Genomic DNA, 25,803 nt, shown 5'->3' with positions numbered 1-25,803 from the left:
GCTCTTCAGATCGTACCCCTTAATTCTTTTCCAACATTTTTCACATACTAATTCATTTAATAGCATACAGGTGGGATCTAGTGGGGATCGTCGATGACGACGGCAACGGCGCCGAGAGCGCAATCTAGCGATCTGATCGGCCAGATCATCTATGCGGTGCGTTCGATGGGCGTCGCGCCGATCCCTCGTAACTATCAGCTTTTTTACGAGGCCTATATCGGTTCCAACCCCGATCTGACCCGCGATCTGGCCGCGCTCGGAAGCCGCGCGACGCAGGAGGAACTGGACGCGCTTTCGCATCGCTATCTCGGAACGGGCCAAGTGGCGGTCATCGAAGACGCCCATACCCGGCTTCTTGGCGAACTCGACGCGCTCCTGAAACTGTTGCGTCAGGAACAGAGCTCGCTCGAAAGCTATGGCAAACTGCTTGGAGAAACCGCTCAGCGGATCAACTCCAAGAGTAACTTTTCGAACGACCTGCTGACCAGCGCGCTGGTGCTCCTGAGCGAGGCGACGGGCAGCACGATGGCGCATGGCGAGAGGACCGTCGGCGGTGTCGTGGAGCGCTCGCAGGAAATGGACCAGGTCCGCCGGGAACTCGATGAATACAAGCGTATCGCCAACACCGACTCGCTGACCCGGATCGCCAACCGCCGCGCCTTCGACGAACGCCTTGCGGCGACTTACGACAATACGGCACTCCTGCCGGTCACCGCACTGGTGCTGGCCGATATCGACAATTTCAAGAAGATCAACGACAGCTATGGCCATCCGGTCGGCGACAAGATCCTTGCGACCGTTGCCTCCGTAATCCGCTCGAACGTCCGCAAGGATGTCTTCGTCGCCCGCTCCGGCGGGGAGGAGTTTGCAATCATCGTCGAGGGCAATACGCCGGAAGAAGTGATGATCATCTGCGAACGGATCCGCCGCGCCCTTGAAACCCGGATCTTCCGCAATTCGCGCTCAGGCATCGACTACGGCCCGGTCACCATCTCCCTCGGGTTTGCGATGGCCTCGCAGGCGAGCGATCCCGGCGAACTCTACGCCAATGCCGATACGGCCCTTTACAATGCCAAGAACTCCGGCCGTAACCGCTCGGCCTTCTATGATGACGGAATGAAGAAGGACTATGTCGGCAAGAGCTGGCTGATCTACCGGAAATAAGTTTGCCCGTTTCCTGGGAAGGCCCGCTGAACGAACCCGAGCGGGTCACCACATCGTTTTGGCGGCGCGCTCCGGCCATTCGCGGTCGTAGGTTTCCTTGTCGAAATCGGCCTTGGCGGCCTTCAGAAGCGTGCCGGGAGTAGGCAGGCTCTTCGGATCGACAAAATGTTCCGGGTTCCACAGCTCCGCCCGCATCAGCGCGCGGGCGCATTGGAAATAGACCTCGTTGATGGTGATGACCGTGACGCTGCGCGGATGCCGGCCATCCATCTCGAAGCTGTCGAGCAGCGCGGGGTCCAGGGAGATGACGGCGCGGCCGTTGATACGCATCGTCGTCGTCGAGCCAGGGACGAGAAACATCAGCGCCACGCGCGGGTCGCGAACGATATTGATCAGCGAATCGATGCGGTTGTTGCCGCGCCAGTCGGGCAGAAGCAGCGTCGAATCGTCCCTGATGCGGACGGCGCCGCCGAGATCGCCGCGGGGCGAGCAGTCCAACCCTTCCGGCCCGACGGTCGCGAATGCGACGAAGGGCGAGGCTTCGATCATCTGCCGGTATTGCGGGGTGAGCGTCTTCGTCACCTTGGCGAGCGAGGCTTCCGAGACACCGTCATAGATCGCCTTCAGTTCCTCGACGGATGTGATGATGGTCATGGCTCGCCCTTTCGATATCGGCGGGCCTTAGCCCGCGCGGGCGACACTATGATGACGTCCCCTGTGGATCAAGCAGCCGCGTCGTCGCCGGTATTTCCGACGGAGGAGGTCCCGCGCATCTGACGGCCATCATCCGCAAGGAAGCCGGCAATCGTCCTGATCACGCCGCGATCGCTGACGATCCGGCGATGCCCGAGGCCATTTGCCCATTCGAGCCGTGCCGTGGCGAGCCCCTCGAAGCGGCGGGCGTGCTCAGCGGCGACCTCCTTGTCCTCCTCGGCATGCACGACCAGCAGGGGCGTTCCGAGCCGTGCGGCGCTCGCCACCGTGTCGAAGTCATCAAGCGAGGCGCCGGCTACCGTCTCCGCCTGTCGGATCAACTGCGCCTTGACGCGCGGCGGCAAGCCGACCATCCGCGAAAAATCGTCGAACAGCCAATGGATATGGCTCGGTGCGCCGATCACCACCAGCTTCGACGGAGAGATCGCACCGACCCCCTTCATCACCCCGCCGGCCGCAAGCATCATGCTCGCACCGCCGAACGAATGCCCCACCGCCGCATCGAAATGGCCGAACCGCTTCTCAGCGGCAACGATCGCCTCGACGGCCTGGCGCATGTTGAGGCTGCGGCCGCTGGAAAGCCCATGGCCTGGAAAATCGAGCACCACGACCTCGGCTCCGGTTTCGGCAAGACCCGCCGGCAGGGCAGCGATATAGGCGGCACTGGAGCCCCAGCCGTGCACGACCAGATAACGCGGCCGGCCGGGCTTGCCGTCGCCATTGAAGCGATAGGCCATCACGGTCGACCTTCCGACGGCAAGCGCGATCTTCTGGGCGGCCGAGAGCCGCTCCTTTCCCGCGTTCTCCATCGCCCTCGCCTTGTCGCCCCTGGCACGGCGCGACGGCGTCAGGCAGAAGAGCCTAAAGGCCAGCCTGGCAGCGGTTCCGGGCAAAGGCCGCCCCACGGCAGCAAATCCGAAACGGGTGACCTTGAGTGCAAAGGATGGCATAGTGAGAAAACCCAATAATGTTCAATGCTGAACAATAAAGTACAATCATGAACAAAAATCAATCCCTGCTTTGGGATCATCCGCGTTTCCGCAGTTGGATTGCCGTCGCCCGCGCCTGCCAGTTGATGCAAACCGTGCTGACCCGCGAGCTGACCGAACTCGACATCAAGCCGCCGCATCTCGACATCCTGATCAATCTCTACCGGTTCGAGGGGATCTCGCAGCAGGAGCTTGCCCGCAAGCTGCTGGTGGGGCGTTCCAACATGAGCATGGCGCTGCCGCTGATGGAAAAGCGCGGGCTGATCGAACGGCGCGGCGACAAGCAGGACAAGCGTGTGCTGCGCCTCTACCTGACGGAGGAAGGCCGCTCGGTGACGGAAGCGGCGATGGGCATCCAGACGGCGCTGATCGAGCGGACGCTCTCCTCCGAGCCGCTGGATCAATGCATGGCGATGGCGGAGTCCATGGAACGACTGATCGTCACCCTGCAATCGGAAATCCGCGAGGACAGCCGCGAACCGGCCTGATCAACGCTTACCGCGTTCTCTGCGGCGGATCGCGGGAGAGACCCTTTTCGGCGAGATCCCGCTCATAGTCGGCAAACATCTCGGCACCGCGTTCGCCGAGTTCGCGCAGGTATGGCCAGGTGAAGATGCCGCTGTCATGGCCGTCGTCGAAGCGGATCCGCACCGCGTAATTGCCGGCCGGGGTGATCGCTGCGATGCCGACATTGCGCTTGCCGGGAACGGTCACCTTCTGGCCCGGGCCATGGCCCTGCACTTCCGCCGAAGGCGACAGCACGCGCATCGTTTCGGCCGGCAGTGGAAAAGCCGCGCCGTCGCTAAACGCAACGTTCAGCGTGTGGCGGTCCTTGGAGACCCGCAGTTCCGTCGGCCAGATGTCGCTCATGCTTTTCAGGCTCCCGATTGTCATATGCCTGGCGGAGGATTATGAGCTACGGCGTTTCGCCGCAAGCAGTTTTATGGCCAGCCTGTTCATCCAGACCAACTGTCGTATACTTGACGCGAAGGCTCGAAACCCCCACTTTCGGGGCAAGGGAGATTACCACGTGAACAGTTTTGCAGGACCGGTCGCAGGTGCAGCGCCCATCATCGCCGACAAGGCGCCGATGATCGATCCGTTCGGCCGCGCGGTCACCTATCTGCGCGTTTCGGTCACCGACCGCTGCGATTTCCGCTGCACCTATTGCATGGCGGAAAACATGACCTTCCTGCCGAAAAAGGACCTGCTGACCCTGGAGGAGCTGAACAGGCTCTGTTCCGCCTTCATTTCCAAGGGCGTTCGCAAGATCAGGCTTACGGGTGGCGAGCCGCTGGTGCGCAAGAACATCATGTTCCTGGTGCGCGAGCTCGGCCAGCACGTGAAGGACGGCGCACTCGACGAGCTGACGCTGACCACCAACGGCTCCCAGCTCGCGAAATATGCCGACGAACTCTACGACAGCGGCGTGCGCCGCATCAACGTGTCGCTCGACACGCTGAACCCGGAAAAATTCAAGGCGATCACCCGCTGGGGCGATTTCCACAAGGTCATGGAAGGCATCGACGCCGCCCAGAAGGCCGGGCTGAAGATCAAGCTCAACGCCGTGGCGCTGAAGGACTTCAACGAATTCGAGATCGCCGACATGCTGCGTTTCGCGCATGGCCGCGGCATGGACATGACGGTCATCGAGACCATGCCGATGGGCGAGATCGACGAGGACCGCACCGACCAGTACCTGCCGCTGTCCAAACTGCGCGCCGATCTCGAACAACAGTTCACGCTGAGCGAAATCCCCTACAAGACCGGCGGCCCTGCCCGCTATGTCGAGGTGAAGGAAACCGGCGGGCGCCTCGGCTTCATCACCCCGATGACCCATAATTTCTGCGAGAGCTGCAACCGCGTGCGGCTTACCTGCACCGGCACGCTCTACATGTGCCTCGGCCAGAATGACGCGGCCGACCTGCGCACCGCGCTGCGAGCGTCCGAGAACGACGATTATCTCTCGGCCGCGATCGACGAGGCGATCACCCGCAAGCCCAAGGGCCACGATTTCATCATCGACCGTACCCACAAACGCCCCGCCGTCGCCCGCCACATGAGCGTCACCGGCGGGTGAGTCTCGCCGCCGGCTTAGTCCTCAGGTTCTCAAGTCCTGGTGATCGAAACGCCGCCGTCGGCGAGCATGGCGGAGCCTGTGACAAAGCTCGCCATGTCCGATCCCAGGAATAAGGCCACCTTGGCGATCTCCTCCGGCTGCGCAACCCGTTTGAGTGCGTGCAGGCCGTTGATGAAGCTGACCGTTTCAGACGGCGCGTCTGGGAAGTTGATCGGGTTGGCATCGGTATCGACGCCGCCCGGCAGAAGCGCGTTAACGCGAACGCCATGCGCTCCAAGCTCCGCCGCCAGGACCTGGACCAGTCCGGTCAGGCCGGCCTTCGCCGCCGCATAAGCGCCCATGCCCGGCATTCCCGCACTGTGCCCGACGAAGGTGGAGGTGAAGATGATCGAGCCACCGCCTCGCGCGATCATGGCGGGAGCCTGGTGTTTGGCGGCGAGGAAACCGCTGGTCAGGTTGAGGTCGAGCGTTGCGCGCCAGTCATCGGCGGAGGTCTCGGTCACCGGTCCGTAACCCACCGTGCCGCCGGCATTGTTGAAGGCGATGTCAAGCCCGCCGAAGCGGTCCACCGCCGTCGCAACCAGTCGCTGCTGCAGATCCTCGTCGCGGACGTCGCCGGCGAGCGCCACTGCCTTGCCGCCTGCCGCTTCGATCTCCTCCACCAACATGCCGAGAAGTTCAGCCCGTCTGGCCGTGACGACCAAGCTAGCGCCTTCGCTGGCAAAGAGCCTGGCTGCGGCGCGGCCGATGCCGGCGCTTGCGCCGGTCACGATGGCGATCTTTCCGTCGAGGGTTTTCATGGGAATTCCTTTGCTGTTCGCTGAGTTGCGAACATTGAAATCCCAGATCGGACCCTCGCAGACCACCCGTTTCCGGACGCCCAATAAAAAAGCCGGAACTTTCGTCCCGGCTTTCGAAGCAGCCTCAGGCCGCGTCGCTGCGGCGGAAGCCTCCCCGGCGTTCGTTGGCGCCGGCGTGGAAGTTGACGTTCGGATCGCGCGTCTTGAAGCGCTCGATCTTTTCCGACAGCATTTCCACGCGCCGGCGCAGGCCGTGGATCTCGGCATTGTTTTCCTCGACCATGGCCGCGTTGCGCTGGGTGATCAGCTCGACTTCCTGCACGGCCTTGGTGACTTCGCTGATGCCGGTCGACTGCTCGCCGGTGGCCGCCGAAATCTGGGACACCAGTTTGCGGACATCGGTGATGTGCGTGATGATCTCGGTGAGGGCCGTACCCGTCTCCTCGACGAGATGCACGCCGTTGCTGACCTGTGACGAGCTCAACGAGATGAGGCCCTTGATTTCGCGGGCAGCACCGGCGCAGCGCTGCGCCAGTTCACGGACTTCCTGGGCGACGACCGCAAAGCCGCGGCCTGCCTCGCCGGCGCGGGCTGCCTCGACGCCGGCATTCAGCGCCAGAAGATTGGTCTGGAAGGCGATCTCGTCGATAACCCCGATGATGGTCGCGATCTTTTCCGAGGAGCGGCTGATCTCGCCCATGGCATCGACGGCGCGGGATACGACCTCGCCGGAGCGGACCGCGAAATCTTCCGTCTCGTTGACCGAGACGGACGTCTGCTTGGCACTTTCGGCCGTCGAGCGGACGATTTCGCTGAGGTGGCGCAGTGCGCGCGAACTTTCCTCGAGGGCTGCCGCCTGCTGTTCCGTGCGGCGGGCAAGATCGTCCGCCGAAGCGGCGAGATTGCCGGTGCCGCCATCGATTTCCTCCGCGGTCGAGCGCACGTCGGCGAGCGTGGCACGGAGCGCCTCGACAGCCTGGTTGTAAGTGCGCGCCATCTCGATGAAGTCTTCCGGCAGGTTTTCGTCCATGCTGCGCTCGAGGTCGCCCTCGGCAAGTTTGCCGAGCATGTCGTTGAGCGCGTTCAGCGCCTGGCGCTGCTCCCCGGCGATGCGGGCACGCTCGGAGGCGCGGCGCTCGGACTCGGCGGTCGAGAGCTCTCGGGCTGCGGCGGCGTCCTGCTCGAGACGGACATTTTCGACCGCTGCATCACGGAAGACGGTGACCGAGCGAACCATGTCGCCGATCTCGTCGCCACGTTCGCGGCCTTCGATCCTGACCTCGAGATCGCCGTCGGCGAGCCGCTTCATCACTTCGGTGACGCGGCGCAGCGGTCCGCGCAGCGTTTCCACCAGCATCAGGCCGCCGGCAATGGCGAGCAAGGTGCCGACCACCATGGCAACGAGCGACAGCTGGGCGGAACGCTCGCTGTCTTCCTTACCGACCTCCTGGGCCTGGGCGACAAAATTCTTGAGTCCTGCCATGCCGCCCGTCAGGGTTTCGCCGGCGGCGGCACGCGCCTTTTTCCAGTCGGCGGCGATGGTGAGGAGCTTGGCGGTGTCCTCCTCGATCGATTTCAGGCGAGGCTGAAGCGTCGTCGAGAACTCGCGCATGGCAGGGTTTCTGGCGAGTTCGGAAACTTCTGCGCTGGCGGCCTTCAGCCTGGCGATGACGTCGAGGACGACCTTGCGCGCGTCCTCCGTCTGCGTGGCGCGCAACCGCTCGACGTAGAGCTGCATGGCGTCGATCAGGCGAAGCGATTCGGCGCTGCGGTCGAGAAGCGTGCGCAGGCTGGCAACCTCGCCCTCGATATTGGCGAAACGGCTGGCTGCATTGCCGGCCTTGCTGGTGACCTCCGCTTCCATTTTGGCCTGGAATTTCTCCATGCCGGCGACGGTGTCGCGCACCGCCTGCGCCTTTTCCGGAACGTCCTGATTGCCCTTGATGGTGGCGGCAAGAGCACTGATCGCGTCGTTGATCGGCTTCAGCTGCTTGATGCCGTTCGGGGTGAGGAAGGCCTGAACCTCCTGGAACGTCTTGTCCAGTATGCCGAGATACATGTCGGCTGTGCTGATCGCGCCGTCGTCCGTGCCGGTTTCCTTGACGGAATTGCGAAGCTCACCAATCTGTTCGGCGATCGCCTTGTAGGCATAGGCTTCCAGCACCATGCCCTTGGCGAATTTTTCCTTGCCTTCGAACTGCTTGCGGACATTGGCAACCTGATCCGAGACCCCCGTCGCCACGGTGCGCACGTCGTCGATGCTGTCGTCGAGCGCTGCAGCATTTTCGTCGCGCCTCTGCTTGATCTTCCAGAGCATGTCAGTCTCGGTGCGCATCTTCGGCGCGAGGCCGATGACGACGGCGATACGTTCGTGGTCGCCGTCGGTAACCAGCAGATCCTCGAGGACATTGACGCCGCTCTCCTGCTTGTCGATCGCCGCCTTCAAGGCGGCAAGCGACGCATTGTCGGGCTTGCTGTTGAATTCCTGGAGAACCGCCTGGAGATTTTCGAAATCACCGATGTTCTCGATCGTCGCACGCGTCACGGTCATATGACCGTTCAGCATGCTGGCCGTGTAATAACCCGCAAGGCCGACCCCGGCGATCAAAAGCACCAGCGGTATGACAAAAAGAAGGACCTTGGTGACGATCCTGCGGCTCTGAAGAAGACGATCGATAAAGGACATTTTTCCCCCACTGCAAACCAGATGCGGCTTTCGCGTCAGCGGCATTCGCGAAACGGCAACGGCACGATTCCAGCGTCATGCGGAAACGAATGCGATTTACAATCATCAAATTCGGTTGAACAACGGTTAATTCGGGACCCTTACATTTCGTTCTGGTTCTACCCGAAAGAGTACCGCCCGGGAGGCAATCGGGCTGGCGACGCGTAAGCCGTTGCTTTAAGAGACCGGGTACCGGAGGAATCTCGCAGATGGCATGGTCTGAAAATTCGCGGGGCGCACTGTTCATGGCGCTCGCCATGGCGGCTTTCACCTGCAACGACGCGCTGGTAAAGTCGGTCACCCCGGAGCTCAGCATTCCCCAGATCATGGCTGTGCGCGGCGTCATGGCAACGGTGCTGATCTTCTGCGTGGCGCGCTACATGGGCGTGACCCTCTCTGCAAAGGCGATCATGCATCCGCTGGTGCTGCTGCGGACTTTCTTCGAACTTGGCGCCACCCTGACTTTCCTCTCAGCACTTGCCCGTATTGAATTTGCCGCGATGTCGTCGATCATGCAGGCATTGCCGCTTGCGGTGACGTTGGGGGCGGCGCTTTTCTTGAGCGAGCCGGTCGGCTGGCGGCGCTGGACGGCAATCGGCGTCGGCTTCCTCGGCGTGCTCATCATCATTCGCCCGGGCCCGGAAGGCTTCACGCCGGCGGCCCTGCTCGCCGTCGGCGCTTGCTGTTTTACGGCATGCCGCGATCTTACCACCAAGCGCATAAAGGCGGACATCCCTTCGTTGACGGTGACGCTCTTCACGTCCCTCGCCAACACTGTTCTCGGGGCAATCCTGATCGTACCCACGGGCGGATGGCAGCCAGTCAGCGCCTATGCGCTGGGACACCTGGCAATTGCGTCCGTGCTGGTATTCGCAGGCTACCAGGCGATCATCCAGTCGATGCGAACGGGGGAGATCTCCTTCATTGCGCCCTTCCGCTATACCAGCCTGCTCTGGGCCCTGGTCATTGGCATTTTCGCCTTCGGCGAACGTCCGGACGCCTATATGCTAGCGGGCGCGGCAGTGGTTATCGGTTCCGGCCTCTATACCTTCTATCGCGAGCGCCAGCGGCGGGGCATGACCACAGACAAAGCCGCCGCCGCCCCGCCGGCCTGAGAGGAAGAGCCGGAGCGGAAGGGCCGAAAGGCAGGTGTGAAAGGACAAGACGACGTGCAGCAAAGCCGATTTCTGGATAGACGAACCCCACCCCATATCCTGACGCTTGTCGTCTGTGCCGGACTTGCCGCCCTCTCGCTCAATGTCTTCCTGCCGTCGCTTTCCGCCATGGCGGCCCATTTCGGCACCGACTATGCCGTCATGCAGCTCGCTGTCTCCGGTTATATCGCCGGCACCGCCTTGCTGCAGCTGGTGCTCGGTCCGCTTTCCGACCTCTTCGGGCGCCGTCGGGTGATGATCGGCAGTATCCTGATCATGCTGGTCGGCACCGTGATCTGCCTGATGGCCGCAAACGTAACCGTCTTCATGATCGGAAGGCTGCTGCAGACGACGGTCGTCGCCGGCTTCGTTCTGCCGCGCGCGATCATCCGCGATACGGTGCCGATGGAGAGCGCCGCCTCGATGATCGCCTATGTGACCATGGGCATGTCGCTGGTGCCGATGATCAGTCCGACGATCGGCGGCGCGCTCAACGACATGTTCGGCTGGGAGGCGAATTTCGCCTTGATGCTCGGCCTCGGGCTGCTGACCCTGACGCTCGTCCTCACCGACCTGGGCGAAACGAACCACGCGCCGGCCGCCAGCTTCACCGCGCAATTCCGCAGCTGGCCGGACCTTTTCCGCTCGCGGCGATTCTGGGGCTATACGTTTACTTCGACCTTCTCGTCGGGCGTCTTCTTCTCGTTCCTCGGCGGCGCGCCCTTCGTCGGCACGGCGATCTATCATCTGTCGCCGACCATGCTCGGCGCGCAATTCTTCCTGATCGCCGCCGGCTACATGATCGGCAACTTCATTTCGGGCCGCTATACCCGCCAGTTCGGCACGATGACGATGATGATCTCCGGCAGCCTGGTCAGCCTTGTGGGCGTTCTCATCACCGCCGGCTTCCTCGTCGCAGAAGCGCCCTGGCCGCTCGCCTTCTTCGCGCCTCTGGCACTGACCGGCGTCGGCAACGGCCTTACCCTTCCCAGCTCCAATGCCGGCATCGTCAGCGTGCGGCCGCACCTCGCGGGCTCCGCTTCCGGCCTCGGCGGCGCAATCACCGTCGGTGGCGGTGCCGCGCTGTCGACACTTGCCGCGGCGTTGCTCAAGGAAGAGAGCGGCGCCATGCCGCTTCTCGCCGTCATGGGCGTCACGACCGTGCTTGCGCTCGTCGCCACCGTCTATGTCCGGCAGATCGACCGCCGCGAAGGCGCGATCCCGACCAGGGACGACGGCTGATGACAACACCCGCCGCTCCTTCCATCCTGCCTCCCTGCCTGGTCCTTGCCGGCGGAAAATCGAGCCGCATGGGCACCGACAAGGCTTTTCTCACGATCCGCGGAGACACGATCCTCGGCCATGTGGTGCGGCGGCTGTTGCCCCAGGTCTCGGAGATAGCCCTGAACGCGCCTGCGGACTTCCCCAATCCGCTCGGCCTGCGCCTGCTGCCGGACCGAATTCCCGGCCAGATCGGTCCACTTGCCGGCGTGCTCGCCGGCCTGCACGACATCGAGGCCTGCGGCCTCAAGGCAACCCATCTTCTCACCGTCCCCTCCGACAGCCCCTTTGTACCCGCCGATCTGGTACGCCGGCTCGAGGCTGAGGCGGGCGATCCCAACGCGATCGTCATCGCCGCTTCGGACGGCCGCGATCATCCGGTCTTCGGGCTCTGGCCGGTCTCCATCGCCGACGATCTGGAGACCTGGCTCTCCCACCCGGACAACCGGCGGATCAAGGCGTTCCTGCAACATCACCATGTGGTGACTGCCGAATTCCCGATGGTCGATACGACACAGGGGCCGCTCGATCCCTTCTTCAACATCAACACGCCCGAGGATCTCCAGGAGGCGCGTCGCTTTGCAGAGGAGCTGTCATGACCCCTCCCCGCGTCTTCGGCATTTCCGGCTGGAAGAATTCCGGCAAGACGGGTCTGGCGGTGCGGCTGGTGGCGGAATTCACCCGTCGCGGCTACGCCATCTCGACGATCAAGCACGCCCACCACGATTTCGACATCGACAAGGTGGGCGCCGACTCCTTCCGTCACCGCCAGGCCGGAGCCCACGAGGTGGCGATCGTTTCCGGCACCCGCTTTGCGATCATGCACGAACTGCGCGGCGCGCCCGAGCCGAGCTTCGAGGAAATCCTTTCCCGCCTCGCTCCTTGCGATCTGGTGCTGATCGAGGGCTACAAGCGGGAACCCGTCCCGAAGATCGAAGCCCGCCGCATCGAGGCGGCCAACCGTGAACCGCTGGCGCCGAGCGATCCCCATATCGTCGCGATTGCCGCCGACCATCCGGTCACCGATACCACCATCCCCGTCTTCGACCTCGACGATACGAACGCGATTGCCGATTTCATCGCACAGGTGACGGGGCTTCCCGACAAATAGAAAAGCCGCCGGATCGCTCCGGCGGCCTGGTTCGGGGTGGCAGAGACCGCTTACTGGTTGGAAGCGACCGGTTTGACCAGCGGCGTGATGCGGCGCACGGTCACGCGGCGGTTTTCCTGCTCCGGACCGTCGGTGCGCACCTTGAGGTAACGTTCGCCGTAACCCTGGGTCGCCAGGTTTTCCGGCGGGATGCCGAATGCGTCCGTCAGCACCCGGGCGACGCTTTCGGCGCGCTCGTCGGAGAGGACGAGGTTGCTTTCGTCGGCACCGACGGCATCCGTATGACCTTCGATCAGGAAGGTTTCGGAAGGATCCCGCTTGAGAACCTTGTTGATCGCATCGGCGACCTTGCGCAGCGAGCTCGCCTGGTTCATCGGAATTTCGGCACTGCCGGTCGCAAACGTGATCGTATCCAGGTCGATACGCGGCACCTTGTCCCGGATACGGGCGGAGTAGCGCACTTCGTCCAGCGAATAGACCCGCTCGACCCGCTCCACCGGCGGCTGTTCCAGGAACTCGTAATAATCCCGGTCCGGGTCGGTCGAGGTGTCGATGATGTAGTCGTCGAGCGGCACGCTCAGCCGCATCGGCGGCAGGTCGTCGCCCGGATCGCGCCAGACGTAATCGCGGCCACGGCGGTTATCCATCAGCTCCGGCGAATAATAGAGGACGTATTCCTCGCCGCCCCTGACGATTCGCGAGCGCTGCACGATCTCGCCATAGCTGTTGCGGACGGTGACGATCCGCGTGCCGTCGTCGCGGACGATGACTTCACGCACCCGTCCGTCGCGCAGCTGCTCGTATTGCGGCGCCCTGCCCCGGTCGTCGTAGAAACGACGGCTGTCGTCATGGCGCACCACGGTCTGGTTGTCGATCGAGATGATCACGCGGCCGCCATCCCTGTCGCGGTCGCGAGCGCCGTTGCGGTCACGACCCGCCATGTCGCGGAACTCCCAGCCGCGGGGCCGTTCGAACTGCGGACGCTGGTCGAGGCGCTGGCCCCGCTCTTCGGACAGCTGACGAAACTCCTGCTGCTGCTCACGGGTCGCACGCGTGCCGGCCTGGGCCTCGGCATCGGATTTCGGCGGTGCAAGCTGCTGCTGGTCGGCCTGCTGGGGAGCCTGACGGCGCGGACGCTCTCCATCCCGCGGCGGGCGTGCGGAAGGCGCCTCCTTGGCGCTGTCGAGCACGGCGGCACCGTTCTGAACGGGCAATACGACCTGTTCACCGCTCTTGGCCGCAGCGGGATCCTTTGCGAGTTCCTTGGCGCGTTCCACCTGCTGGGGCGTCGTAGCCGCCTGGGGCGCGGTCGGCTGGGTGCCCGGCTGGGCGCCAGTCGCCTGCTGGCCCTGCGGCTGGCCCGGCAACTGCTGACCCGGGGCGGCCTGACCGTCAGCCGGCGTCTGGTTGCGCCTGTCCTGCGCGGTTCCGGTGCCTGGCGCCTGTCCCGGGACCTGAGCGGGAACCTGACCCGTGGCGTTGCCGCGAGCCGGGTTTTCAGGTGCGGCTCCCGGTGTCGCAGCACGATCGGTGGCAGGGGCCTGCGGGGGCTTTGGCGTGTCGGCCTGCTTCTGCGCCGGAGCGGCGTTTCGATCCTGTGCATTGCGGCCGGCCGGAGCCTGGGGCGAAGCGTCCGGCGTCTCGGCACGATTAGTCGCAGGCGGCTGGGGCTTGGGGGTTTCGGCCTGCTTCTCGGCCGGCGCCGCTTTCGGCTGCTGGACGTCGCGGCGCATGGGGGCCTCAGGCGCTGCCTCCGGTGTCGCGGCGCGATTGGTTGCCGGCCGTTCCGGCTTCGGCGTCTCAGCCTGCTTTTCAGCGGGAGCGGCCTTCGGCTGCTGGGCTTCCCTTGCGGCCGGCTGCTCGGTCTGGGGTGTCGCCTGCTCGCGCTGGCGGCGCGGCTGAGCGTCGTTTCCGCCCTGACCTTGGCCTTGGCCTGTCTCCTGCTGCTGGCGGCGCGGACGCTCCTGCGCGGGCGCCTCGGCTGCCGGACGCTCGGCCTGCGGAGCCTGGCGAGGTGCCGCTTCGCGCGGGGCAGCCTCACGTGGGGCGGCTTCCGGCTCAGCCTTGCGCTGGCGCTGCGGCTGTTCCTGCTGTTGGGCCTGGGGCGGCGCCTGCGGTCGTTCGGCCTGAGGAGCCTGCTTTTGCTCCTCCTGCGGCTTGCGGCGCGGACGCCCCTCGCCTTCCTGCGCTTCCGGAGGGATGATGATCTGCTGCTGGACTTCGATGACGCCCGGCATCCGGCCGGCCTCGACGGCGGGTCTCGTCTCGATCGCGGGTTTCAAGGGGACAGCAGCGGCCGGCTGAAGCATCAGCGGCAGCGATACGAAGGGTGCTGCGACGCTGGCGAACAGTCTGAATTTTTTCGACATGGACATTTCCTCTTCTAGGGTGTCATCCCTTTCATGCGCGTCCTTTATTGCCGTATTCGGCGGACTTACGCGGCGGCTCAACTGAATTGCTCCAAAATGGTTCCGTTGCAGCCTGTTGCGGATGGCCTGAACCTCGCATGAATGTGTTGTTCATCGGCTGATGGCAACCAGACGTGCACGTAAAATGCCGTTGCAATTTTTCCCGAGCAGGTATCTAAAAATCCACTCGGAGCGTGCTTGTACGCGTGCCCCGTCTCCCTGCGGCCGAAAAAGACCAACACCGCAGGTTGCCAACAGAGAGGATCAACATGAACATTTCCACCCGATTCCTTGCTGCCGCCTCGATCGCCGCCCTGTCGCTTTTCGCCGGTTCGGCGATGGCCCAGGAGAAACTCGTGATCGGCACCGAAGGCGCCTACCCGCCTTTCAACAACCTGGAAGCCAACGGTCAGCTCACCGGTTTCGACGTCGATATCGCCAAGGCGCTCTGCGACGAGATGAAGGTTACCTGCACCTTCGTCACCAATGACTGGGACGGCATCATCCCGGCGCTGCAGTCGAAGAAATTCGATGCGATCATCGCGTCCATGTCGATCACCCCCGAGCGGAAGGAGCAGGTCACCTTCTCCAAGAAATACTACAACACTCCGCCGGCCATCGCCGTCCCGAAGGATTCGCCGATCAAGGAAGCGACCGCCGCCGGCCTCAAGGGTAAGACGATCGGCGCGCAGGGCTCCACCACGCATTCGAACTATGCCGAAAAGCACATGCCCGACTCGGAGCTGAAGCTTTATCCGACGGCCGACGAATACAAGCTCGACATCACCAATGGCCGTATCGACGCCGTCATCGATGATATCGTCGTGCTGTCGCAGTGGATCAAGTCGGATGCCGGCAAGTGCTGCAAGATCCTGTCGCCGCTGCCGATCGACGTCGAGATCAACGGCGAAGGTGCGGGCATCGCTGTCCGCAAGGGTGAAACGGCGCTTGCCGACAAGTTCTCGGCCGCAATCCTCGCGATCCGCGCCAACGGCAAATACAAGGCCATCAACGACAAGTATTTCGATTTCGACGCCTACGGCCAGTAATCGACCGCAGAACCCGGTCAACGCCCGGCGGGAGGCTTGCCCTTCCGCCGTTTTTCTTTTTAATGGCGTCAAGACAAGACAAAAGCGGCACACAAACAGCCGCGGGGGAAAACGACCTTATGAGCGGATTCTTTTCCGCCCTCTTTTCGGCACTTGATCCGCTCTGCGGACCTGTCGGGCTTTTTTCACTCCTCGGCTCCAATAGCCTGGTCGCCTGCGGCGAAGCCGGCTGGGGCGACGAGATCGCCTTCGGCGTCAAGGTGACCATCACGCTCGCGCTGGCCACCCTTCCCGTCGGGCTGGTCATCGGCTTCCTGATCGCGCTGGCCGCCCAGTCGGAAGAAAAGCTGCTCCGGCTCGCGGCCGGCATCTACACGACGATCTTCCGCGGCCTGCCGGAACTGCTGACCCTGTTCATCGTCTATTACGGCCTGCAGATCCTCATCCAGACGGTGCTCGCCTCCTTCGGCTACGAGGGGCGCGTCGAGATCAACGCCTTTTTCGCCGGCATGGCGGCACTCGCCGTCGTCTTCTCCTCCTATTCCTCCGAGGTCCTGCTGTCGGCCTTCAGGGCAATCCCGCGTGGCCAGTACGAAGCAGGCGATGCGCTCGGCCTCCATCGCTCGCGCACCATGCTTCTCGTCATCCTGCCGCAACTCATTCGCATCGCGCTGCCCGGCCTTACCAATCTCTGGCTGATCCTGCTCAAGGACACGTCCTATGTCTCGGTCATCGGGCTTGCCGATATCCTGCGCCAGACCGGCATTGCGGCGCGCGTCAGCAAGGAAGCCTTCTTCTTCTACGGCATCGCATGCCTGCTCTATCTGATCCTTGCGATGATCTCGTCCGTCGGCCTCGGCTTCGTCGAGCGCTGGGCGAAACGCTCGGAGGGGCCGCGATGAGTTACGTCAGGGAACTGATCCCGCCCCGCGCGCCTCCGGCCCTGATCGACAAGCCGCTGGCGCCGGCGCGCATTGCCGGCATCGTCGTCCTGGTGGTCTGGGCGGCACTTGCGATCGCGCTTGCCTTCATGGTGATCAATGGATGGAACGAGGACAAATTCCAGCGCTACGGCCCGCGTTACCTCCACGGCCTCTGGACCACCATCTCGCTGGTCGGCCTCTCCGTCGTCCTTGGTGCCGTCCTGTCCGTCCCGATCGCCTTTGCGCGGATGTCGAAAAGCAAGGCGCTGAACAGCATCGCCTATGCCTATGTCTACGTGTTTCGAAGCACGCCGCTGCTCGCCCAGCTCTTCCTGATCTATTACGGGCTCGGCAGTTTCCGCCCGCAGCTCGAATCCGTCGGCCTCTGGTGGTTCTTTCGCGAGGCCTGGTATTGCGGCCTCTTCTCGCTGACGCTCAACACCGCTGCCTACCAGGCGGAAATCCTGCGCGGCGCGATCGAAAGCGTGCCGCGCGGCCAGCACGAAGGGGCGGCCGCGCTCGGCCTTTCGAAACGCAATGCCTTCCGCAAGGTCATCCTGCCCCAGGCGCTGATCGTCGCGCTGCGCCCTTACGGCAACGAGATCGTGCTCCTGATCAAGGGATCCGCGGTCGTCGCGATCATTACCGTCTACGACCTGATGGGCGAGACGCGTTATGCCTTCTCGCGCACGTTCGATTACCAGAGCTATCTATGGGCGGCGATCTTCTATCTGGCTATCGTCGAGGCGCTGCGGCACCTCTGGGCCTACATCGAGGCACGCCTGACGCGCCATCTGAAGCGTTAGCAGCACTCGTTGCACATAGCTGCTAACGTACTGTAAAATATCACGAATATGCTCTTAAGGTGCAATTGTAAAGCTTCGGTTAACCGTGGCATGCTCCCCTATCGGGTGACGCAACGACGTCAACTCGAAACAACAACGGGAACTGCTGCATGTCTGAAATGGAAATGATGCTGAAAGGCTACGGACTGACGACCGCCCAGATCTTCTACCGCCTGCCGGACCATCCCGCGCTGCTGCAAAGCTATGTCTGGCAGAACTACGACCTCGCCCCGGATTTTCCCGAGATGAACGGTTTTCTGAAATTCTGGCAAGAGAAACTCGACGGCCCGCTGCATTCGGTCCGCTATGTTCATCGCAAGCTGATTTCGGCCAGCGAATGGCGGGCGGTGAAGGGCGAGATCATCCTGCACTAGAGGACAGCAGCCGCGCGTTTCAGACATGCACTTCGCCATGGGCGAATTCGCCGTCGTCCGGCTCGCGATGCAGGGCTGAGAAAATCACTATGGCATAAAGGACCGCGACGAGCGCAATCACGCTCCATCCCGGCAGCGGACCGAGTGCTGCGTTGTGGACCGCCTCCGACCATGAAAAGACGACATCGGCCCGGTTGTCGTTGGGCAGGAGTTTGGGTGTCGAGATTTTCAGAAGCCACGCCATCAGCAGGATGGCGTACATCCACACGTAATTGCGCCTTACCCGGCGAAACAGGGCCTCGCGGTAACTGATCAGGAAACAGGGATTGCGCAGGCTGCTGGCGATCGTCTGGGCCCAGTCGGGCTTGAGGTCCGCCTGCGGATAAAGCGCCTGCGCGAAATAATGACGTTCGAGCTTGCGAACCCTTGCGCGGTAGACGTCGAAGAAACGGTAGCGCCGTGCTTCGATCAGGAGAAGCAGCGAGATCAGCAGCATCGCAAACAGAACCACCCCGTGATGCGAGGTCGGCGTCGACAGCGAGACCGACAGCAGCGCTGCCACCACCGTGATCGACCAGTTCGTGGTGCGGTCGATCCGATCGCGCCAGCTGGTCATCCGGCCAAGTTCGCCGCGATAATAATGGATGATCATGTTGGCCTTCTCGGCAGAGGTGATCGGCAGCGACGGCGCGCGTCGTTCGACATTCTGCTCCAGCCCGCTCTGAGCCTGATCGGCAGGCATGACGTTCTCCCGAAGGCGTTTCCCAAATCTGTCTCTTCAACGAATGAGCACCCGCCCTGTTCCGGCTGATGGACAAATGCCGGCCATCGGCTTAAAGCCGCTTGCGAAACGAAGGACGCGAGCCATGAAGAAGATCGACGAGGAAGCCCTGGCAGAGGCCTATAACCGCGCGCTGGCGCTGGAAAAGGCGGGCGATATCGATGCCGCCGTCAAGGCCTACGAGCAGGTGCTCGAACTCGATCCCGAGGACCATGGCGGTGCCGCCGTGCGCATCGCCGCCATGGGCCGCGGCGAGACGCCCCCCAAGGCGCCGGACGCCTATGTCGAAACCCTGTTCGACCAGCACGCCGAAAGCTTCGAGGACATTCTCGTCGAGCAGCTGGGCTACGCCGTGCCGGTGATCGTGCGCCAGCGCCTGCAGGAGCTGAAGCTCGGGCCGTTCAAGCGCATGCTCGATCTCGGCTGCGGCACGGGGCTCACCGGCGGCACGCTGCGCGACATGGTCGACGACATTACCGGCATCGACATTTCCGAGAACATGGTCGAGATCGCGCACGAAAAGGATCTCTACGAGACGCTTTACGTGGCGGAAGTCGAGGATTTCCTCGAAGACAATGACGACGAGCCCTTCGACCTGGTGACAGCCACCGACGTGCTGCCCTATCTCGGGGCGCTGGAACCGCTGTTCTTCGGCGCGGCGGAAAACATGGCTCCCGGCGGCCTGTTCATCTTCTCTTCCGAGACCCTGCCCGACGAGACCTTCGCCGGCCGGCCCTATATCGTCGGTCCGCACCAGCGTTTCGCCCATTCCGAGACCTATGTCCGCGAACGCCTCGCCGCCACCGGCTTCGAGCTCCTCGAAATCTCCGATATCAACGTGCGGATGCAGGACGGCAACCCGACCCCGGGGCATCTGGTTATTGCCAAATTGAAGAGCCATCAGTGAAATTGACGACAGATTGCAAATCTGCACCAGGCACCTCACGGTGTGCAATCCTGATCTCCCGACTGGACAGGCGGTTCAAGACGCGGCCCACGGCCACGACATCATAAGCGCCCAAGCCATCTTCTCATCGCGCCGCTTCATCGATAGCTTGCCCTCCGCAACGGAGGGATTCGGATGACGCCGCAGCGCTATCTTCTTGCCCAGGCCTATAACAATGCCTGGGCCAACCACCGCCTGCTGAAAGCCTGTGGAGAGCTCTCACGCGAGGAGCTGGACGCGACGCGGGTCAGCTTCTTCCCGTCGATCATCCACACGCTCAACCATATCCTGACCGTCGACTGGCTCTATATCAGCGCGCTCGAAGGCAATTGCCTTGGCCCCGCCGCCTTCGAGCCGGAAATACCCTTTCCCGTCTTTGCCGATCTCGATCGCGAACAGCGTGCCGCCGACCACCGCCTCATCGATCACTGTCGAAGCCTCGACGAGAAAACCATAGCCGAGGAAATCCGCATTCCCCGGGAGACCTTCGTGCAGGTCGAACCTGCCGATCGCCTGCTGATGCATCTCTTCCAGCACCAGATCCATCACCGCGGGCAGGTTCACGCCATGCTGTCGGGAACCACCGTTGCGCCGCCGCAGCTCGACGAGTTCTTCTGCACGGGCGAAGACCAATTGAGACAACAAGATTTTGCCGAACTCGGCTTCACCGAAGCCATGATCTGGAGTTGACCATGCTGTATTTCGTCATCAAGGCCCTGCACATTCTTTCGGACTTCCTGCTGATCGGCGGCATGCTGATCAACGCCTTCGTCATCGGCATGGTGCCCCCGACCATCCGCACCGGGGTGATCTCGGCGCTCAGGAAATACGACCGCACTGTCACCACCGCGGCGCTCGGCGGCGCCTGGCTGTTCGGCCTGTGGCTCGCCTTCGGCTACGGCTTCTATACGTCCGGCTGGTTCGGCTTCAAATTCCTGATCGTGCTCATGCTGTCGGCGCTGCACGGCATGCAGGGCGCCTGGATGCGCCGCATGGAAGCCGATCCGCATCTCGACCCACCGGCCTTCGTGCGTGCCGGCCTGCCGATCGTGCTCGGCTCGGTCGTCGTCATCGTTGCGCTTGCGGTCATAAAGCCGTTCTGAGCCGAGGCCGCAAGGCGATGCCCGTTCCCTCGCGCCGCCCGCTCGAAACCGAACGGCTCCTGCTGCGGCCGACAACGGCCGAAGATGCCGGCCGGGCACTCGAAATCCAGTCCGACTGGCAGGTCACGCGCATGCTGCGCATGGCCGCCTTCCCGCCGGACCGGGCCGCCACGGAAACCTGGTTTTCCGATCACGAGCGGGAATGGCGTGCCGGCGAAGCCTGCCGTTTCGCCGTGGAAATCGAGGGCCGCATGGTCGGCCTCGTCGATATCGACGAGATTGCCGACGGCGAGGGAGAACTCGGTTACTGGTTCGAGCGAACCGCCTGGGGATCCGGCTACGCGTCGGAAGCAGCGCGCGAGACAATTCGCTTCGCCTTCGAGGAGGTCGGCCTGTCGGCCCTGAAGTCGGGGCATGCGGAAGATAATCCGGCTTCCGGGCGTATCCTCGTCAAGCTCGGGTTTCGCCATCTCGATACCGTCGAGCGTTTTTCGCGGCCGCGCGGAGAAAACATCCGGCAACGCCGCTACGTGCTTTCAGCCACGAGCGGATGAGGGATCGGACAGGGAGGAGACGTGCCGGCCGACGGCTCGGGCGTCTTAAAACCCATCTCCGCAAAGGTTCTCCTCAAACCGAAATCTACGCTTTTCGCCGAACTGCGCTTTTCCGGGCGGCCGCTTTGCTCTAATCCTCTGGCCAACAAAATTGTGGAGGTTCAGCATGGCAAAAGTGGCATTTATCGGTCTCGGGGTGATGGGTTATCCCATGGCCGGGCATCTCAAGGTCAAGGGCGGCCATGACGTGACCGTATACAACCGCACGGCCGCCAAGGCCGGGGACTGGGCCGAAAAATTCGGTGGCAAGGCCGCCGCAACGCCCGCCGAAGCGGCCAGCGATGCCGATTTCGTGTTCGTCTGCGTCGGCAATGACGACGATCTCCGCTCGGTGACAATCACCGAAACCGGCGTTCTCGCCGGCATGAAACCGGGTGCGATCCTGATCGACAACACCACCGCCAGCGCCGAAGTCGCCCGCGAACTCGATGCCGCGGCACGGGAAAAGGGCGTCGGCTTCATCGACGCCCCCGTCTCCGGCGGCCAGGCGGGTGCCGAAAACGGCGTGCTCACCGTCATGTGCGGCGGTGACGAGGCCACTTTCGAAAAGGCCAGGCCGGTGATCGAGGCCTATGCCCGCATGGTCGGCCTCATGGGTCCGGCAGGCTCAGGCCAGCTCACCAAGATGATGAACCAGATCTGCATTGCCGGCCTCGTCCAGGGGCTGGCCGAATCGATCCATTTCGGCAAACAGGCCGGTCTCGACATCGAAAAGGTCATCGAGGTGATCTCCAAGGGCGCGGCCGGCTCCTGGCAGATGGAGAACCGCTACAAGACGATGAATGCCGGCAAATACGATTTCGGCTTCGCGGTCGACTGGATGCGCAAGGATCTCGACATCGTGCTGACCGAAGCCCGCCGCAACGGCGCCAAGCTGCCGGTCACAGCGCTCGTCGACCAGTTCTATGGCGACGTGCAGGCGATGGGCGGCAAGCGCTGGGACACGTCCTCGCTGCTCGCACGGCTGGAAAAGAAATAACCCGCCATGATCGGCCCCTCCTCCGACGTCGCCGGGATCATCGCGCATCTCGAAACGCTGCGCTCGGAGGAGAATATTTCCGGCATGGCCCGTTTCGGCATCGTCACCGACCGGGCGATCGGCATTTCCAATCCCGACCTGCAGAAGATCGCGCGGGCGATCAAGCGCGACCACGGCCGGGCGCTGGATCTCTGGCGCACCGGCATTCGCGAGGCGCGGATGCTGGCGATCTATACCGCCGATCCCGCGGCGCTGACGCCTGCCGAGGCACGCGGCTGGTCGGAGGATTTCGCCTCCTGGGAGATCGTCGATACCGCAGCCGACCTTTTCACCGAAACGCCGTACTGGCAGGAACTGGTTGCCGACTTCGCCAAGGACGAGCGCGAATTCATCCGCCGCACCGCGTTTGCGATGATCGCCGGCGCCGCCGTGCATCGCAAGCAGGAGCCGGACGAAACCTTCGTCGCCTATCTGCCGCTGATCGAAGCCCATTCCACCGACCCGCGCAATTTCGTCAGGAAGGCGGTCAACTGGGCGCTCCGCAATATCGGCAAGCGCAACCGCGCCTGCCACGCTCCTGCCCTCAAGCTTTCCGAAAAACTCGCCGCTTCGAGCGACAAGACCGCCCGCTGGATCGGCAAGGATGCGGTGAAGGAATTGTCAGGCGAGAAGATTTTGGCACGCCTGAAAGCTTAGCCGGCTTTTCCAATCCGGTATTGCCGCGGCGTCGCGCCTGCAAACGTCCTGAATGCCTTGATGAAGGAACTCGTGCTTTCGAACCCGCAGGCGAGGCCGATTTCCGTGATCGGTTCCCGGCCGGCCAGCAGCATTCCCTTGGCCTTCACCATCCGTGCCCGATGCCGGAAATCGCGAAAGCTCATGCCGAGCTCCGCATCGAACCGCCGCGCCAGCGTCCGTTCCGAAAGGTGTAACACCTCCGCCAGAGAGCCGAATTCGAGATCCCGGTCGAAATGTTCCAGCATCCGGTCGATGGCGGCCGCCATGCCAGGTGACCGCGGTTTCGGCAACCATGTCTCGTCCTCCTCCGCAGCCAGATCCCCCGCGACGGACGCGAGGGCCTTGAAGAAGGCATTCGCAGTTTCGTCGCCCGGGTCACGCCCTGCATCCCAACGCATGACATGGCGGATCATCTGCCGCGCCAGATCGGAAAGACCGAAGACCCGGCAGATCGGCAGCGGCGTTTCGAATTGGCTTTCGCCGAACAGGACGGAGGACGCCGTGGCCAGCCCTTGGCTGCGCACCGCAATTGCCGTTCCCCTTGCGATCAACGCGGCCCTTTGTGGCGGCAGCATCCAGCGGCGGTGACCGATATCGAGAATGAAGGTGCCGGTCGAGGCGTAGAGCAGATAGTCGGCGTCAAAAGCCCGCTCGATCTCGAACGGCTCGTCAAACACCCGATGATAGGCATGAGAAATCGTCGCCATCGCTGCCGGACTTTGCCCTATGCCGCCTGCTGTCCCCGCATCTGCTTTAGCAGTTCAGCCGTGTCGAGCAATGCGGAATGATGGACGATCTTGCCGTCCTTCAAGACGAAGGACCGATAGGCCCGCACCCGGATGGCATTGCCGGAGGGTTCGACGCCCTTGAAAGCCGCCTGATGAGTGCCGCGCAATGTCAGCTCGCACATGACGCCATCCTCTTCGGCGGCCATCCGCTCGATCGACCAGACCGCATCCGGCATGATCCGCTTCTGCACCGCCACCATGGCGCAGTGTCCTTCCGAACTGGCCGGCGAATAGGCGGCCTCCTGATAGTCGGCTGCGAAAAAATCCCCGAAGCGGTCGATCAGACCGCGGTTCCAGATCTCTTCGATATATTCGCCGACGATCGCTTTGTTGGTTTTGGCCTGGTCCTGCATGTCGAGCTCCATCTGTTTCGATGAAGCCCAGATAAAACCAAACGGGCCGTTTCAACTCGGCCCGTCCTGCCAGAAAATGATCCCGGTCCGCCAATCGGCGAATTACTCTTCGCCGGACTTCTGGTTGTCCAGCATCATGTAGTCGAGCGGCAGCTCGGTCGTGTACTTGATCTGCTCCATCGCGAAGACCGACGAAACGTCGCGGATTTCGATCTTGGCGATCAGGCGCTTGTAGAAGGCATCATAGGCGCCGATGTCCGGCACGACGACGCGCAGCAGATAGTCGACGTCGCCGCTCATGCGGTAGAATTCAACCACTTCCGGAAAATCGACGACGACTTCCGAAAAACGCTTCAGCCATTCGATCGAGTGGCTGGCGGTGCGGATCGAGACGAAAACCGTGACCTTGGTATTGACCTTGACCGGATCGAGCAGTGCGACGCGGCGGCGGATGACGCCGTCCTCTTCCATCTTCTGGATGCGGCGCCAGCAAGGCGTGGTCGAGAGACCGACCTTCTTCGCGAGGTCCGCGACGGCGAGAGTGGAATCTTCCTGCAGAATGCGCAGTATCTTACGGTCGAGGCGGTCCATCAGAGTCCTTTCGAAATGATTTTTCGTTATACACCGAATTCGTGGCAGTTAACCGAAATTTGTTTCTCGTATCAAGCTATCCACATGCTGTCGCAGCACCGGCAGCAGATCCGCCTGGAACCACGGATTCTTTTTGAGCCAGCCGGTATTGCGCCAGCTCGGATGCGGCAGCGGCAGGATCCTCGGCCCCTGATTGGCGAAAAGATACTCGCGCCAGTTCCGAACCGTTTCCGTCATGCCTTTGCCTCGCCGGCTGCCCAGATGCCAGGCCTGTGCATAACCGCCGACCGCGAGAACCAGCTCGACCTGCGGCATCGCGGCGATCACCCGGGCGCGCCACAGCGGGGCGCATTCGAGCCGCGGCGGCAGGTCGCCGCCCTTGGCATCATAGCCCGGAAAACAGAAGCCCATCGGCACGATCGCAAACTTTTCCGGATCGTAGAACTCTTCGCGGGTCACCGCCATCCAGTCGCGCAGCCGGTTTCCCGAGGCATCGTTGAACGGCAGCCCGCTCTCGTGCACCCGAAGCCCCGGCGCCTGCCCGGCGATCAGCACCCTCGCCGTCTTCGATAACACGGCGACCGGCCGCGGCTCATGCGGCAGACGGTCGCCCTCGCCTTTCACTGGCGCGTCGCGACAGATGCGGCAGGCAGCAACCGTACGGGCGAGCGCGCCGATATCCTCCCCGTCGTTGATCATACCGTCCAAGCTCATTGCCAAGCTGTCATCCGCTTCACCCAATCCATGAACGCCTCCACCATGCTCGTATCATCCATCATGCCGCGGCTGGCGCGCCATTCGCGCGGACTTTCGAACTGGCCGGCCCACAACCCCTGTCGCTCACGCCGGGCGGCCACCTGTTCCTGGGCGTACCGGCCCGAGGCGATGGCGAGGCCCTGCCGGACCAGTGTTCCGTTGACGCTCGTCGTGCCCGCCTGGCAGCGCACCAGGAGCCGATGGTATTTGTCGCGCTCGCGGCCGAGGCACTCGACCTCGCCGCCTGCGACAAGGCGGATCAGCAGCCTCCTCGCTTCTGCTCCGCAGGCCCATGGCCTGCCGTGATCGTCCTTGCAGGTCTGGTCGAGCTCCGGCGCATCCATGCCCTGAAGCCTCAGACGCTCGCCGCCCGCCGAGAGGGTATCGCCGTCGATCACATGGAATGGACCGCGCACGACGCTGTCGGCCGTCTTGTCCAGCTTCGCGGCGATCAGGACCAGAAGGACGAAGAAGGCCGCGAGAACCGCGCCATCGCGAAAAACCCTGAACGTTCTGGCCACAATCCAGCCTTATTGG

The 25,803-nt window shown here is 63.0% G+C and carries 29 protein-coding genes; 17 read left to right on the top strand and 12 right to left on the bottom strand.

The window, feature by feature from the left end; genetic code table 11:
• The first annotated feature begins 93 nt into the window (after positions 1-93).
• Positions 94-1,164: a GGDEF domain-containing protein gene (locus ACSQ8R_RS07780; protein ID WP_436252819.1), complete on the top strand. Its 1,071-nt coding sequence runs from the start codon at positions 94-96 to the stop codon at positions 1,162-1,164.
• 45 nt (positions 1,165-1,209) lie between these two features.
• Here ACSQ8R_RS07780 and ACSQ8R_RS07775 read toward each other — a convergent pair whose 3' ends face one another.
• Together ACSQ8R_RS07775 and ACSQ8R_RS07770 are read right to left on the bottom strand one after the other, a co-directional pair.
• Positions 1,210-1,818, bottom strand: a complete 609-nt coding sequence (locus tag ACSQ8R_RS07775; protein WP_436252818.1) for a pyridoxamine 5'-phosphate oxidase family protein — start codon at positions 1,816-1,818, stop codon at positions 1,210-1,212.
• Positions 1,819-1,886: 68 nt separating this feature from the next.
• Positions 1,887-2,828, bottom strand: coding sequence for an alpha/beta hydrolase (locus tag ACSQ8R_RS07770; RefSeq protein WP_436252817.1), 942 nt, complete (start codon positions 2,826-2,828; stop codon positions 1,887-1,889).
• A gap of 47 nt (positions 2,829-2,875) precedes the next feature.
• Between ACSQ8R_RS07770 and ACSQ8R_RS07765 the strand changes: the two genes are divergently transcribed.
• Positions 2,876-3,355: a MarR family winged helix-turn-helix transcriptional regulator gene (locus ACSQ8R_RS07765; RefSeq protein WP_436252816.1), complete on the top strand. Its 480-nt coding sequence runs from the start codon at positions 2,876-2,878 to the stop codon at positions 3,353-3,355.
• A 7-nt stretch (positions 3,356-3,362) separates the two neighbouring features.
• Here ACSQ8R_RS07765 and ACSQ8R_RS07760 read toward each other — a convergent pair whose 3' ends face one another.
• A complete protein-coding gene (locus ACSQ8R_RS07760) occupies positions 3,363-3,737 on the bottom strand; it encodes a gamma-butyrobetaine hydroxylase-like domain-containing protein (protein ID WP_436252815.1) in 375 nt (124 codons plus the stop codon).
• Positions 3,738-3,957: 220 nt separating this feature from the next.
• On the opposite strand from ACSQ8R_RS07760, the gene moaA reads away from it, so the two are divergent.
• The gene (moaA, locus tag ACSQ8R_RS07755) at positions 3,958-4,947 is read left to right on the top strand and encodes a GTP 3',8-cyclase MoaA (RefSeq protein WP_436255406.1); all 990 of its coding nucleotides are present in this window, start codon (positions 3,958-3,960) and stop codon (positions 4,945-4,947) included.
• 29 nt (positions 4,948-4,976) lie between these two features.
• On the opposite strand, the gene ACSQ8R_RS07750 is transcribed toward moaA, so the two are convergent.
• Together ACSQ8R_RS07750 and ACSQ8R_RS07745 are read right to left on the bottom strand one after the other, a co-directional pair.
• Entirely contained in the window at positions 4,977-5,747 is a 771-nt protein-coding gene (locus ACSQ8R_RS07750; protein WP_436252814.1) for an SDR family oxidoreductase, read from the bottom strand.
• A gap of 124 nt (positions 5,748-5,871) precedes the next feature.
• A complete protein-coding gene (locus tag ACSQ8R_RS07745) occupies positions 5,872-8,433 on the bottom strand; it encodes a methyl-accepting chemotaxis protein (protein WP_436252813.1) in 2,562 nt (853 codons plus the stop codon).
• A gap of 248 nt (positions 8,434-8,681) precedes the next feature.
• Between ACSQ8R_RS07745 and ACSQ8R_RS07740 the strand changes: the two genes are divergently transcribed.
• From ACSQ8R_RS07740 to mobB, 4 genes are read left to right on the top strand one after another with little or no spacing between them, the layout of a single operon-like run.
• Entirely contained in the window at positions 8,682-9,587 is a 906-nt protein-coding gene (locus ACSQ8R_RS07740; RefSeq protein WP_436252812.1) for a DMT family transporter, read from the top strand.
• A 54-nt stretch (positions 9,588-9,641) separates the two neighbouring features.
• Entirely contained in the window at positions 9,642-10,868 is a 1,227-nt protein-coding gene (locus tag ACSQ8R_RS07735) for a multidrug effflux MFS transporter (RefSeq protein WP_436252811.1), read from the top strand.
• Positions 10,868-11,506 (top strand): molybdenum cofactor guanylyltransferase MobA, encoded by a 639-nt coding sequence (gene mobA, locus ACSQ8R_RS07730; RefSeq protein WP_436252810.1) that lies wholly within the window; start codon positions 10,868-10,870, stop codon positions 11,504-11,506. The genes ACSQ8R_RS07735 and mobA overlap by 1 nt, the downstream gene beginning before the upstream one ends.
• A complete protein-coding gene (gene mobB / locus ACSQ8R_RS07725) occupies positions 11,503-12,018 on the top strand; it encodes a molybdopterin-guanine dinucleotide biosynthesis protein B (protein ID WP_436252809.1) in 516 nt (171 codons plus the stop codon). Before mobA ends, mobB begins: the two co-directional genes overlap by 4 nt.
• 50 nt (positions 12,019-12,068) lie before the next feature.
• Here the strand turns inward: mobB and ACSQ8R_RS07720 are convergent, their stop codons facing one another.
• On the bottom strand, positions 12,069-14,387 hold the full coding sequence (locus ACSQ8R_RS07720) for an OmpA family protein (protein ID WP_436252808.1): 2,319 nt from the start codon (positions 14,385-14,387) through the stop codon (positions 12,069-12,071).
• Between the two features lie 308 nt (positions 14,388-14,695).
• Between ACSQ8R_RS07720 and ACSQ8R_RS07715 the strand changes: the two genes are divergently transcribed.
• From ACSQ8R_RS07715 to ACSQ8R_RS07700, 4 genes are all read left to right on the top strand, one after another.
• The gene (locus tag ACSQ8R_RS07715) at positions 14,696-15,475 is read left to right on the top strand and encodes an ABC transporter substrate-binding protein (RefSeq protein WP_345921833.1); all 780 of its coding nucleotides are present in this window, start codon (positions 14,696-14,698) and stop codon (positions 15,473-15,475) included.
• Positions 15,476-15,594: 119 nt separating this feature from the next.
• A complete protein-coding gene (locus tag ACSQ8R_RS07710; RefSeq protein WP_436252807.1) occupies positions 15,595-16,377 on the top strand; it encodes an ABC transporter permease in 783 nt (260 codons plus the stop codon).
• Positions 16,374-17,204 (top strand): ABC transporter permease, encoded by an 831-nt coding sequence (locus tag ACSQ8R_RS07705; RefSeq protein ID WP_436252806.1) that lies wholly within the window; start codon positions 16,374-16,376, stop codon positions 17,202-17,204. Before ACSQ8R_RS07710 ends, ACSQ8R_RS07705 begins: the two co-directional genes overlap by 4 nt.
• 149 nt (positions 17,205-17,353) lie before the next feature.
• On the top strand, positions 17,354-17,617 hold the full coding sequence (locus tag ACSQ8R_RS07700) for an usg protein (protein ID WP_007764766.1): 264 nt from the start codon (positions 17,354-17,356) through the stop codon (positions 17,615-17,617).
• 19 nt (positions 17,618-17,636) lie between these two features.
• Here ACSQ8R_RS07700 and ACSQ8R_RS07695 read toward each other — a convergent pair whose 3' ends face one another.
• Complete coding sequence (locus ACSQ8R_RS07695; RefSeq protein WP_436252805.1) at positions 17,637-18,359, bottom strand: DUF2270 domain-containing protein; 723 nt, start codon at positions 18,357-18,359, stop codon at positions 17,637-17,639.
• 124 nt (positions 18,360-18,483) lie between these two features.
• Between ACSQ8R_RS07695 and ACSQ8R_RS07690 the strand changes: the two genes are divergently transcribed.
• The 6 genes from ACSQ8R_RS07690 to ACSQ8R_RS07665 all read left to right on the top strand — a co-directional run bounded on the left by ACSQ8R_RS07690 (position 18,484) and on the right by ACSQ8R_RS07665 (position 22,736).
• On the top strand, positions 18,484-19,305 hold the full coding sequence (locus ACSQ8R_RS07690; RefSeq protein WP_436252804.1) for a methyltransferase domain-containing protein: 822 nt from the start codon (positions 18,484-18,486) through the stop codon (positions 19,303-19,305).
• Between the two features lie 174 nt (positions 19,306-19,479).
• Positions 19,480-20,034, top strand: a complete 555-nt coding sequence (locus ACSQ8R_RS07685; protein WP_436252803.1) for a DinB family protein — start codon at positions 19,480-19,482, stop codon at positions 20,032-20,034.
• A gap of 2 nt (positions 20,035-20,036) precedes the next feature.
• Positions 20,037-20,447: a CopD family protein gene (locus ACSQ8R_RS07680; RefSeq protein ID WP_046630484.1), complete on the top strand. Its 411-nt coding sequence runs from the start codon at positions 20,037-20,039 to the stop codon at positions 20,445-20,447.
• A gap of 17 nt (positions 20,448-20,464) precedes the next feature.
• Positions 20,465-21,001, top strand: a complete 537-nt coding sequence (locus ACSQ8R_RS07675; protein WP_436252802.1) for a GNAT family N-acetyltransferase — start codon at positions 20,465-20,467, stop codon at positions 20,999-21,001.
• 166 nt (positions 21,002-21,167) lie between these two features.
• Positions 21,168-22,040, top strand: a complete 873-nt coding sequence (locus ACSQ8R_RS07670) for an NAD(P)-dependent oxidoreductase (RefSeq protein ID WP_436252801.1) — start codon at positions 21,168-21,170, stop codon at positions 22,038-22,040.
• 6 nt (positions 22,041-22,046) lie between these two features.
• On the top strand, positions 22,047-22,736 hold the full coding sequence (locus tag ACSQ8R_RS07665; protein WP_436252800.1) for a DNA alkylation repair protein: 690 nt from the start codon (positions 22,047-22,049) through the stop codon (positions 22,734-22,736).
• Here the strand turns inward: ACSQ8R_RS07665 and ACSQ8R_RS07660 are convergent.
• The 5 genes from ACSQ8R_RS07660 to ACSQ8R_RS07640 all read right to left on the bottom strand — a co-directional run bounded on the left by ACSQ8R_RS07660 (position 22,733) and on the right by ACSQ8R_RS07640 (position 25,787).
• Entirely contained in the window at positions 22,733-23,485 is a 753-nt protein-coding gene (locus ACSQ8R_RS07660) for a helix-turn-helix domain-containing protein (RefSeq protein ID WP_436252799.1), read from the bottom strand. The two genes, ACSQ8R_RS07665 and ACSQ8R_RS07660, sit on opposite strands and share 4 nt — an antisense overlap.
• A 17-nt stretch (positions 23,486-23,502) precedes the next feature.
• On the bottom strand, positions 23,503-23,919 hold the full coding sequence (locus ACSQ8R_RS07655; protein WP_436252798.1) for an ester cyclase: 417 nt from the start codon (positions 23,917-23,919) through the stop codon (positions 23,503-23,505).
• 102 nt (positions 23,920-24,021) lie between these two features.
• Complete coding sequence (locus ACSQ8R_RS07650) at positions 24,022-24,510, bottom strand: Lrp/AsnC family transcriptional regulator (protein ID WP_007771498.1); 489 nt, start codon at positions 24,508-24,510, stop codon at positions 24,022-24,024.
• 48 nt (positions 24,511-24,558) lie between these two features.
• A complete protein-coding gene (locus ACSQ8R_RS07645; RefSeq protein ID WP_436255405.1) occupies positions 24,559-25,209 on the bottom strand; it encodes a uracil-DNA glycosylase family protein in 651 nt (216 codons plus the stop codon).
• 11 nt (positions 25,210-25,220) lie between these two features.
• Positions 25,221-25,787: a thermonuclease family protein gene (locus ACSQ8R_RS07640; RefSeq protein ID WP_436252797.1), complete on the bottom strand. Its 567-nt coding sequence runs from the start codon at positions 25,785-25,787 to the stop codon at positions 25,221-25,223.
• Positions 25,788-25,803 lie beyond the last annotated feature (16 nt).

Source organism: Neorhizobium sp. LjRoot104, from assembly GCF_964253725.1.
Classification (GTDB): domain Bacteria; phylum Pseudomonadota; class Alphaproteobacteria; order Rhizobiales; family Rhizobiaceae; genus Neorhizobium.
This window is presented reverse-complemented; position numbering and strand designations above follow the sequence as displayed.

Bases quoted from the DNA above. Each gene is read 5' to 3' on its own strand.
- ACSQ8R_RS07780 (WP_436252819.1), top strand. From the start codon at position 94: ATGACGACGGCAACGGCGCCGAGAGCGCAATCTAGCGATCTGATCGGC.
- ACSQ8R_RS07775 (WP_436252818.1), bottom strand. From the start codon at position 1,818: ATGACCATCATCACATCCGTCGAGGAACTGAAGGCGATCTATGACGGT.
- ACSQ8R_RS07770 (WP_436252817.1), bottom strand. From the start codon at position 2,828: ATGCCATCCTTTGCACTCAAGGTCACCCGTTTCGGATTTGCTGCCGTG.
- ACSQ8R_RS07765 (WP_436252816.1), top strand. From the start codon at position 2,876: ATGAACAAAAATCAATCCCTGCTTTGGGATCATCCGCGTTTCCGCAGT.
- ACSQ8R_RS07760 (WP_436252815.1), bottom strand. From the start codon at position 3,737: ATGAGCGACATCTGGCCGACGGAACTGCGGGTCTCCAAGGACCGCCAC.
- moaA (WP_436255406.1), top strand. From the start codon at position 3,958: ATGATCGATCCGTTCGGCCGCGCGGTCACCTATCTGCGCGTTTCGGTC.
- ACSQ8R_RS07750 (WP_436252814.1), bottom strand. From the start codon at position 5,747: ATGAAAACCCTCGACGGAAAGATCGCCATCGTGACCGGCGCAAGCGCC.
- ACSQ8R_RS07745 (WP_436252813.1), bottom strand. From the start codon at position 8,433: ATGTCCTTTATCGATCGTCTTCTTCAGAGCCGCAGGATCGTCACCAAG.
- ACSQ8R_RS07740 (WP_436252812.1), top strand. From the start codon at position 8,682: ATGGCATGGTCTGAAAATTCGCGGGGCGCACTGTTCATGGCGCTCGCC.
- mobA (WP_436252810.1), top strand. From the start codon at position 10,868: ATGACAACACCCGCCGCTCCTTCCATCCTGCCTCCCTGCCTGGTCCTT.
- mobB (WP_436252809.1), top strand. From the start codon at position 11,503: ATGACCCCTCCCCGCGTCTTCGGCATTTCCGGCTGGAAGAATTCCGGC.
- ACSQ8R_RS07720 (WP_436252808.1), bottom strand. From the start codon at position 14,387: ATGTCGAAAAAATTCAGACTGTTCGCCAGCGTCGCAGCACCCTTCGTA.
- ACSQ8R_RS07715 (WP_345921833.1), top strand. From the start codon at position 14,696: ATGAACATTTCCACCCGATTCCTTGCTGCCGCCTCGATCGCCGCCCTG.
- ACSQ8R_RS07710 (WP_436252807.1), top strand. From the start codon at position 15,595: ATGAGCGGATTCTTTTCCGCCCTCTTTTCGGCACTTGATCCGCTCTGC.
- ACSQ8R_RS07705 (WP_436252806.1), top strand. From the start codon at position 16,374: ATGAGTTACGTCAGGGAACTGATCCCGCCCCGCGCGCCTCCGGCCCTG.
- ACSQ8R_RS07700 (WP_007764766.1), top strand. From the start codon at position 17,354: ATGTCTGAAATGGAAATGATGCTGAAAGGCTACGGACTGACGACCGCC.
- ACSQ8R_RS07695 (WP_436252805.1), bottom strand. From the start codon at position 18,359: ATGCCTGCCGATCAGGCTCAGAGCGGGCTGGAGCAGAATGTCGAACGA.
- ACSQ8R_RS07690 (WP_436252804.1), top strand. From the start codon at position 18,484: ATGAAGAAGATCGACGAGGAAGCCCTGGCAGAGGCCTATAACCGCGCG.
- ACSQ8R_RS07685 (WP_436252803.1), top strand. From the start codon at position 19,480: ATGACGCCGCAGCGCTATCTTCTTGCCCAGGCCTATAACAATGCCTGG.
- ACSQ8R_RS07680 (WP_046630484.1), top strand. From the start codon at position 20,037: ATGCTGTATTTCGTCATCAAGGCCCTGCACATTCTTTCGGACTTCCTG.
- ACSQ8R_RS07675 (WP_436252802.1), top strand. From the start codon at position 20,465: ATGCCCGTTCCCTCGCGCCGCCCGCTCGAAACCGAACGGCTCCTGCTG.
- ACSQ8R_RS07670 (WP_436252801.1), top strand. From the start codon at position 21,168: ATGGCAAAAGTGGCATTTATCGGTCTCGGGGTGATGGGTTATCCCATG.
- ACSQ8R_RS07665 (WP_436252800.1), top strand. From the start codon at position 22,047: ATGATCGGCCCCTCCTCCGACGTCGCCGGGATCATCGCGCATCTCGAA.
- ACSQ8R_RS07660 (WP_436252799.1), bottom strand. From the start codon at position 23,485: ATGGCGACGATTTCTCATGCCTATCATCGGGTGTTTGACGAGCCGTTC.
- ACSQ8R_RS07655 (WP_436252798.1), bottom strand. From the start codon at position 23,919: ATGCAGGACCAGGCCAAAACCAACAAAGCGATCGTCGGCGAATATATC.
- ACSQ8R_RS07650 (WP_007771498.1), bottom strand. From the start codon at position 24,510: ATGGACCGCCTCGACCGTAAGATACTGCGCATTCTGCAGGAAGATTCC.
- ACSQ8R_RS07645 (WP_436255405.1), bottom strand. From the start codon at position 25,209: ATGATCAACGACGGGGAGGATATCGGCGCGCTCGCCCGTACGGTTGCT.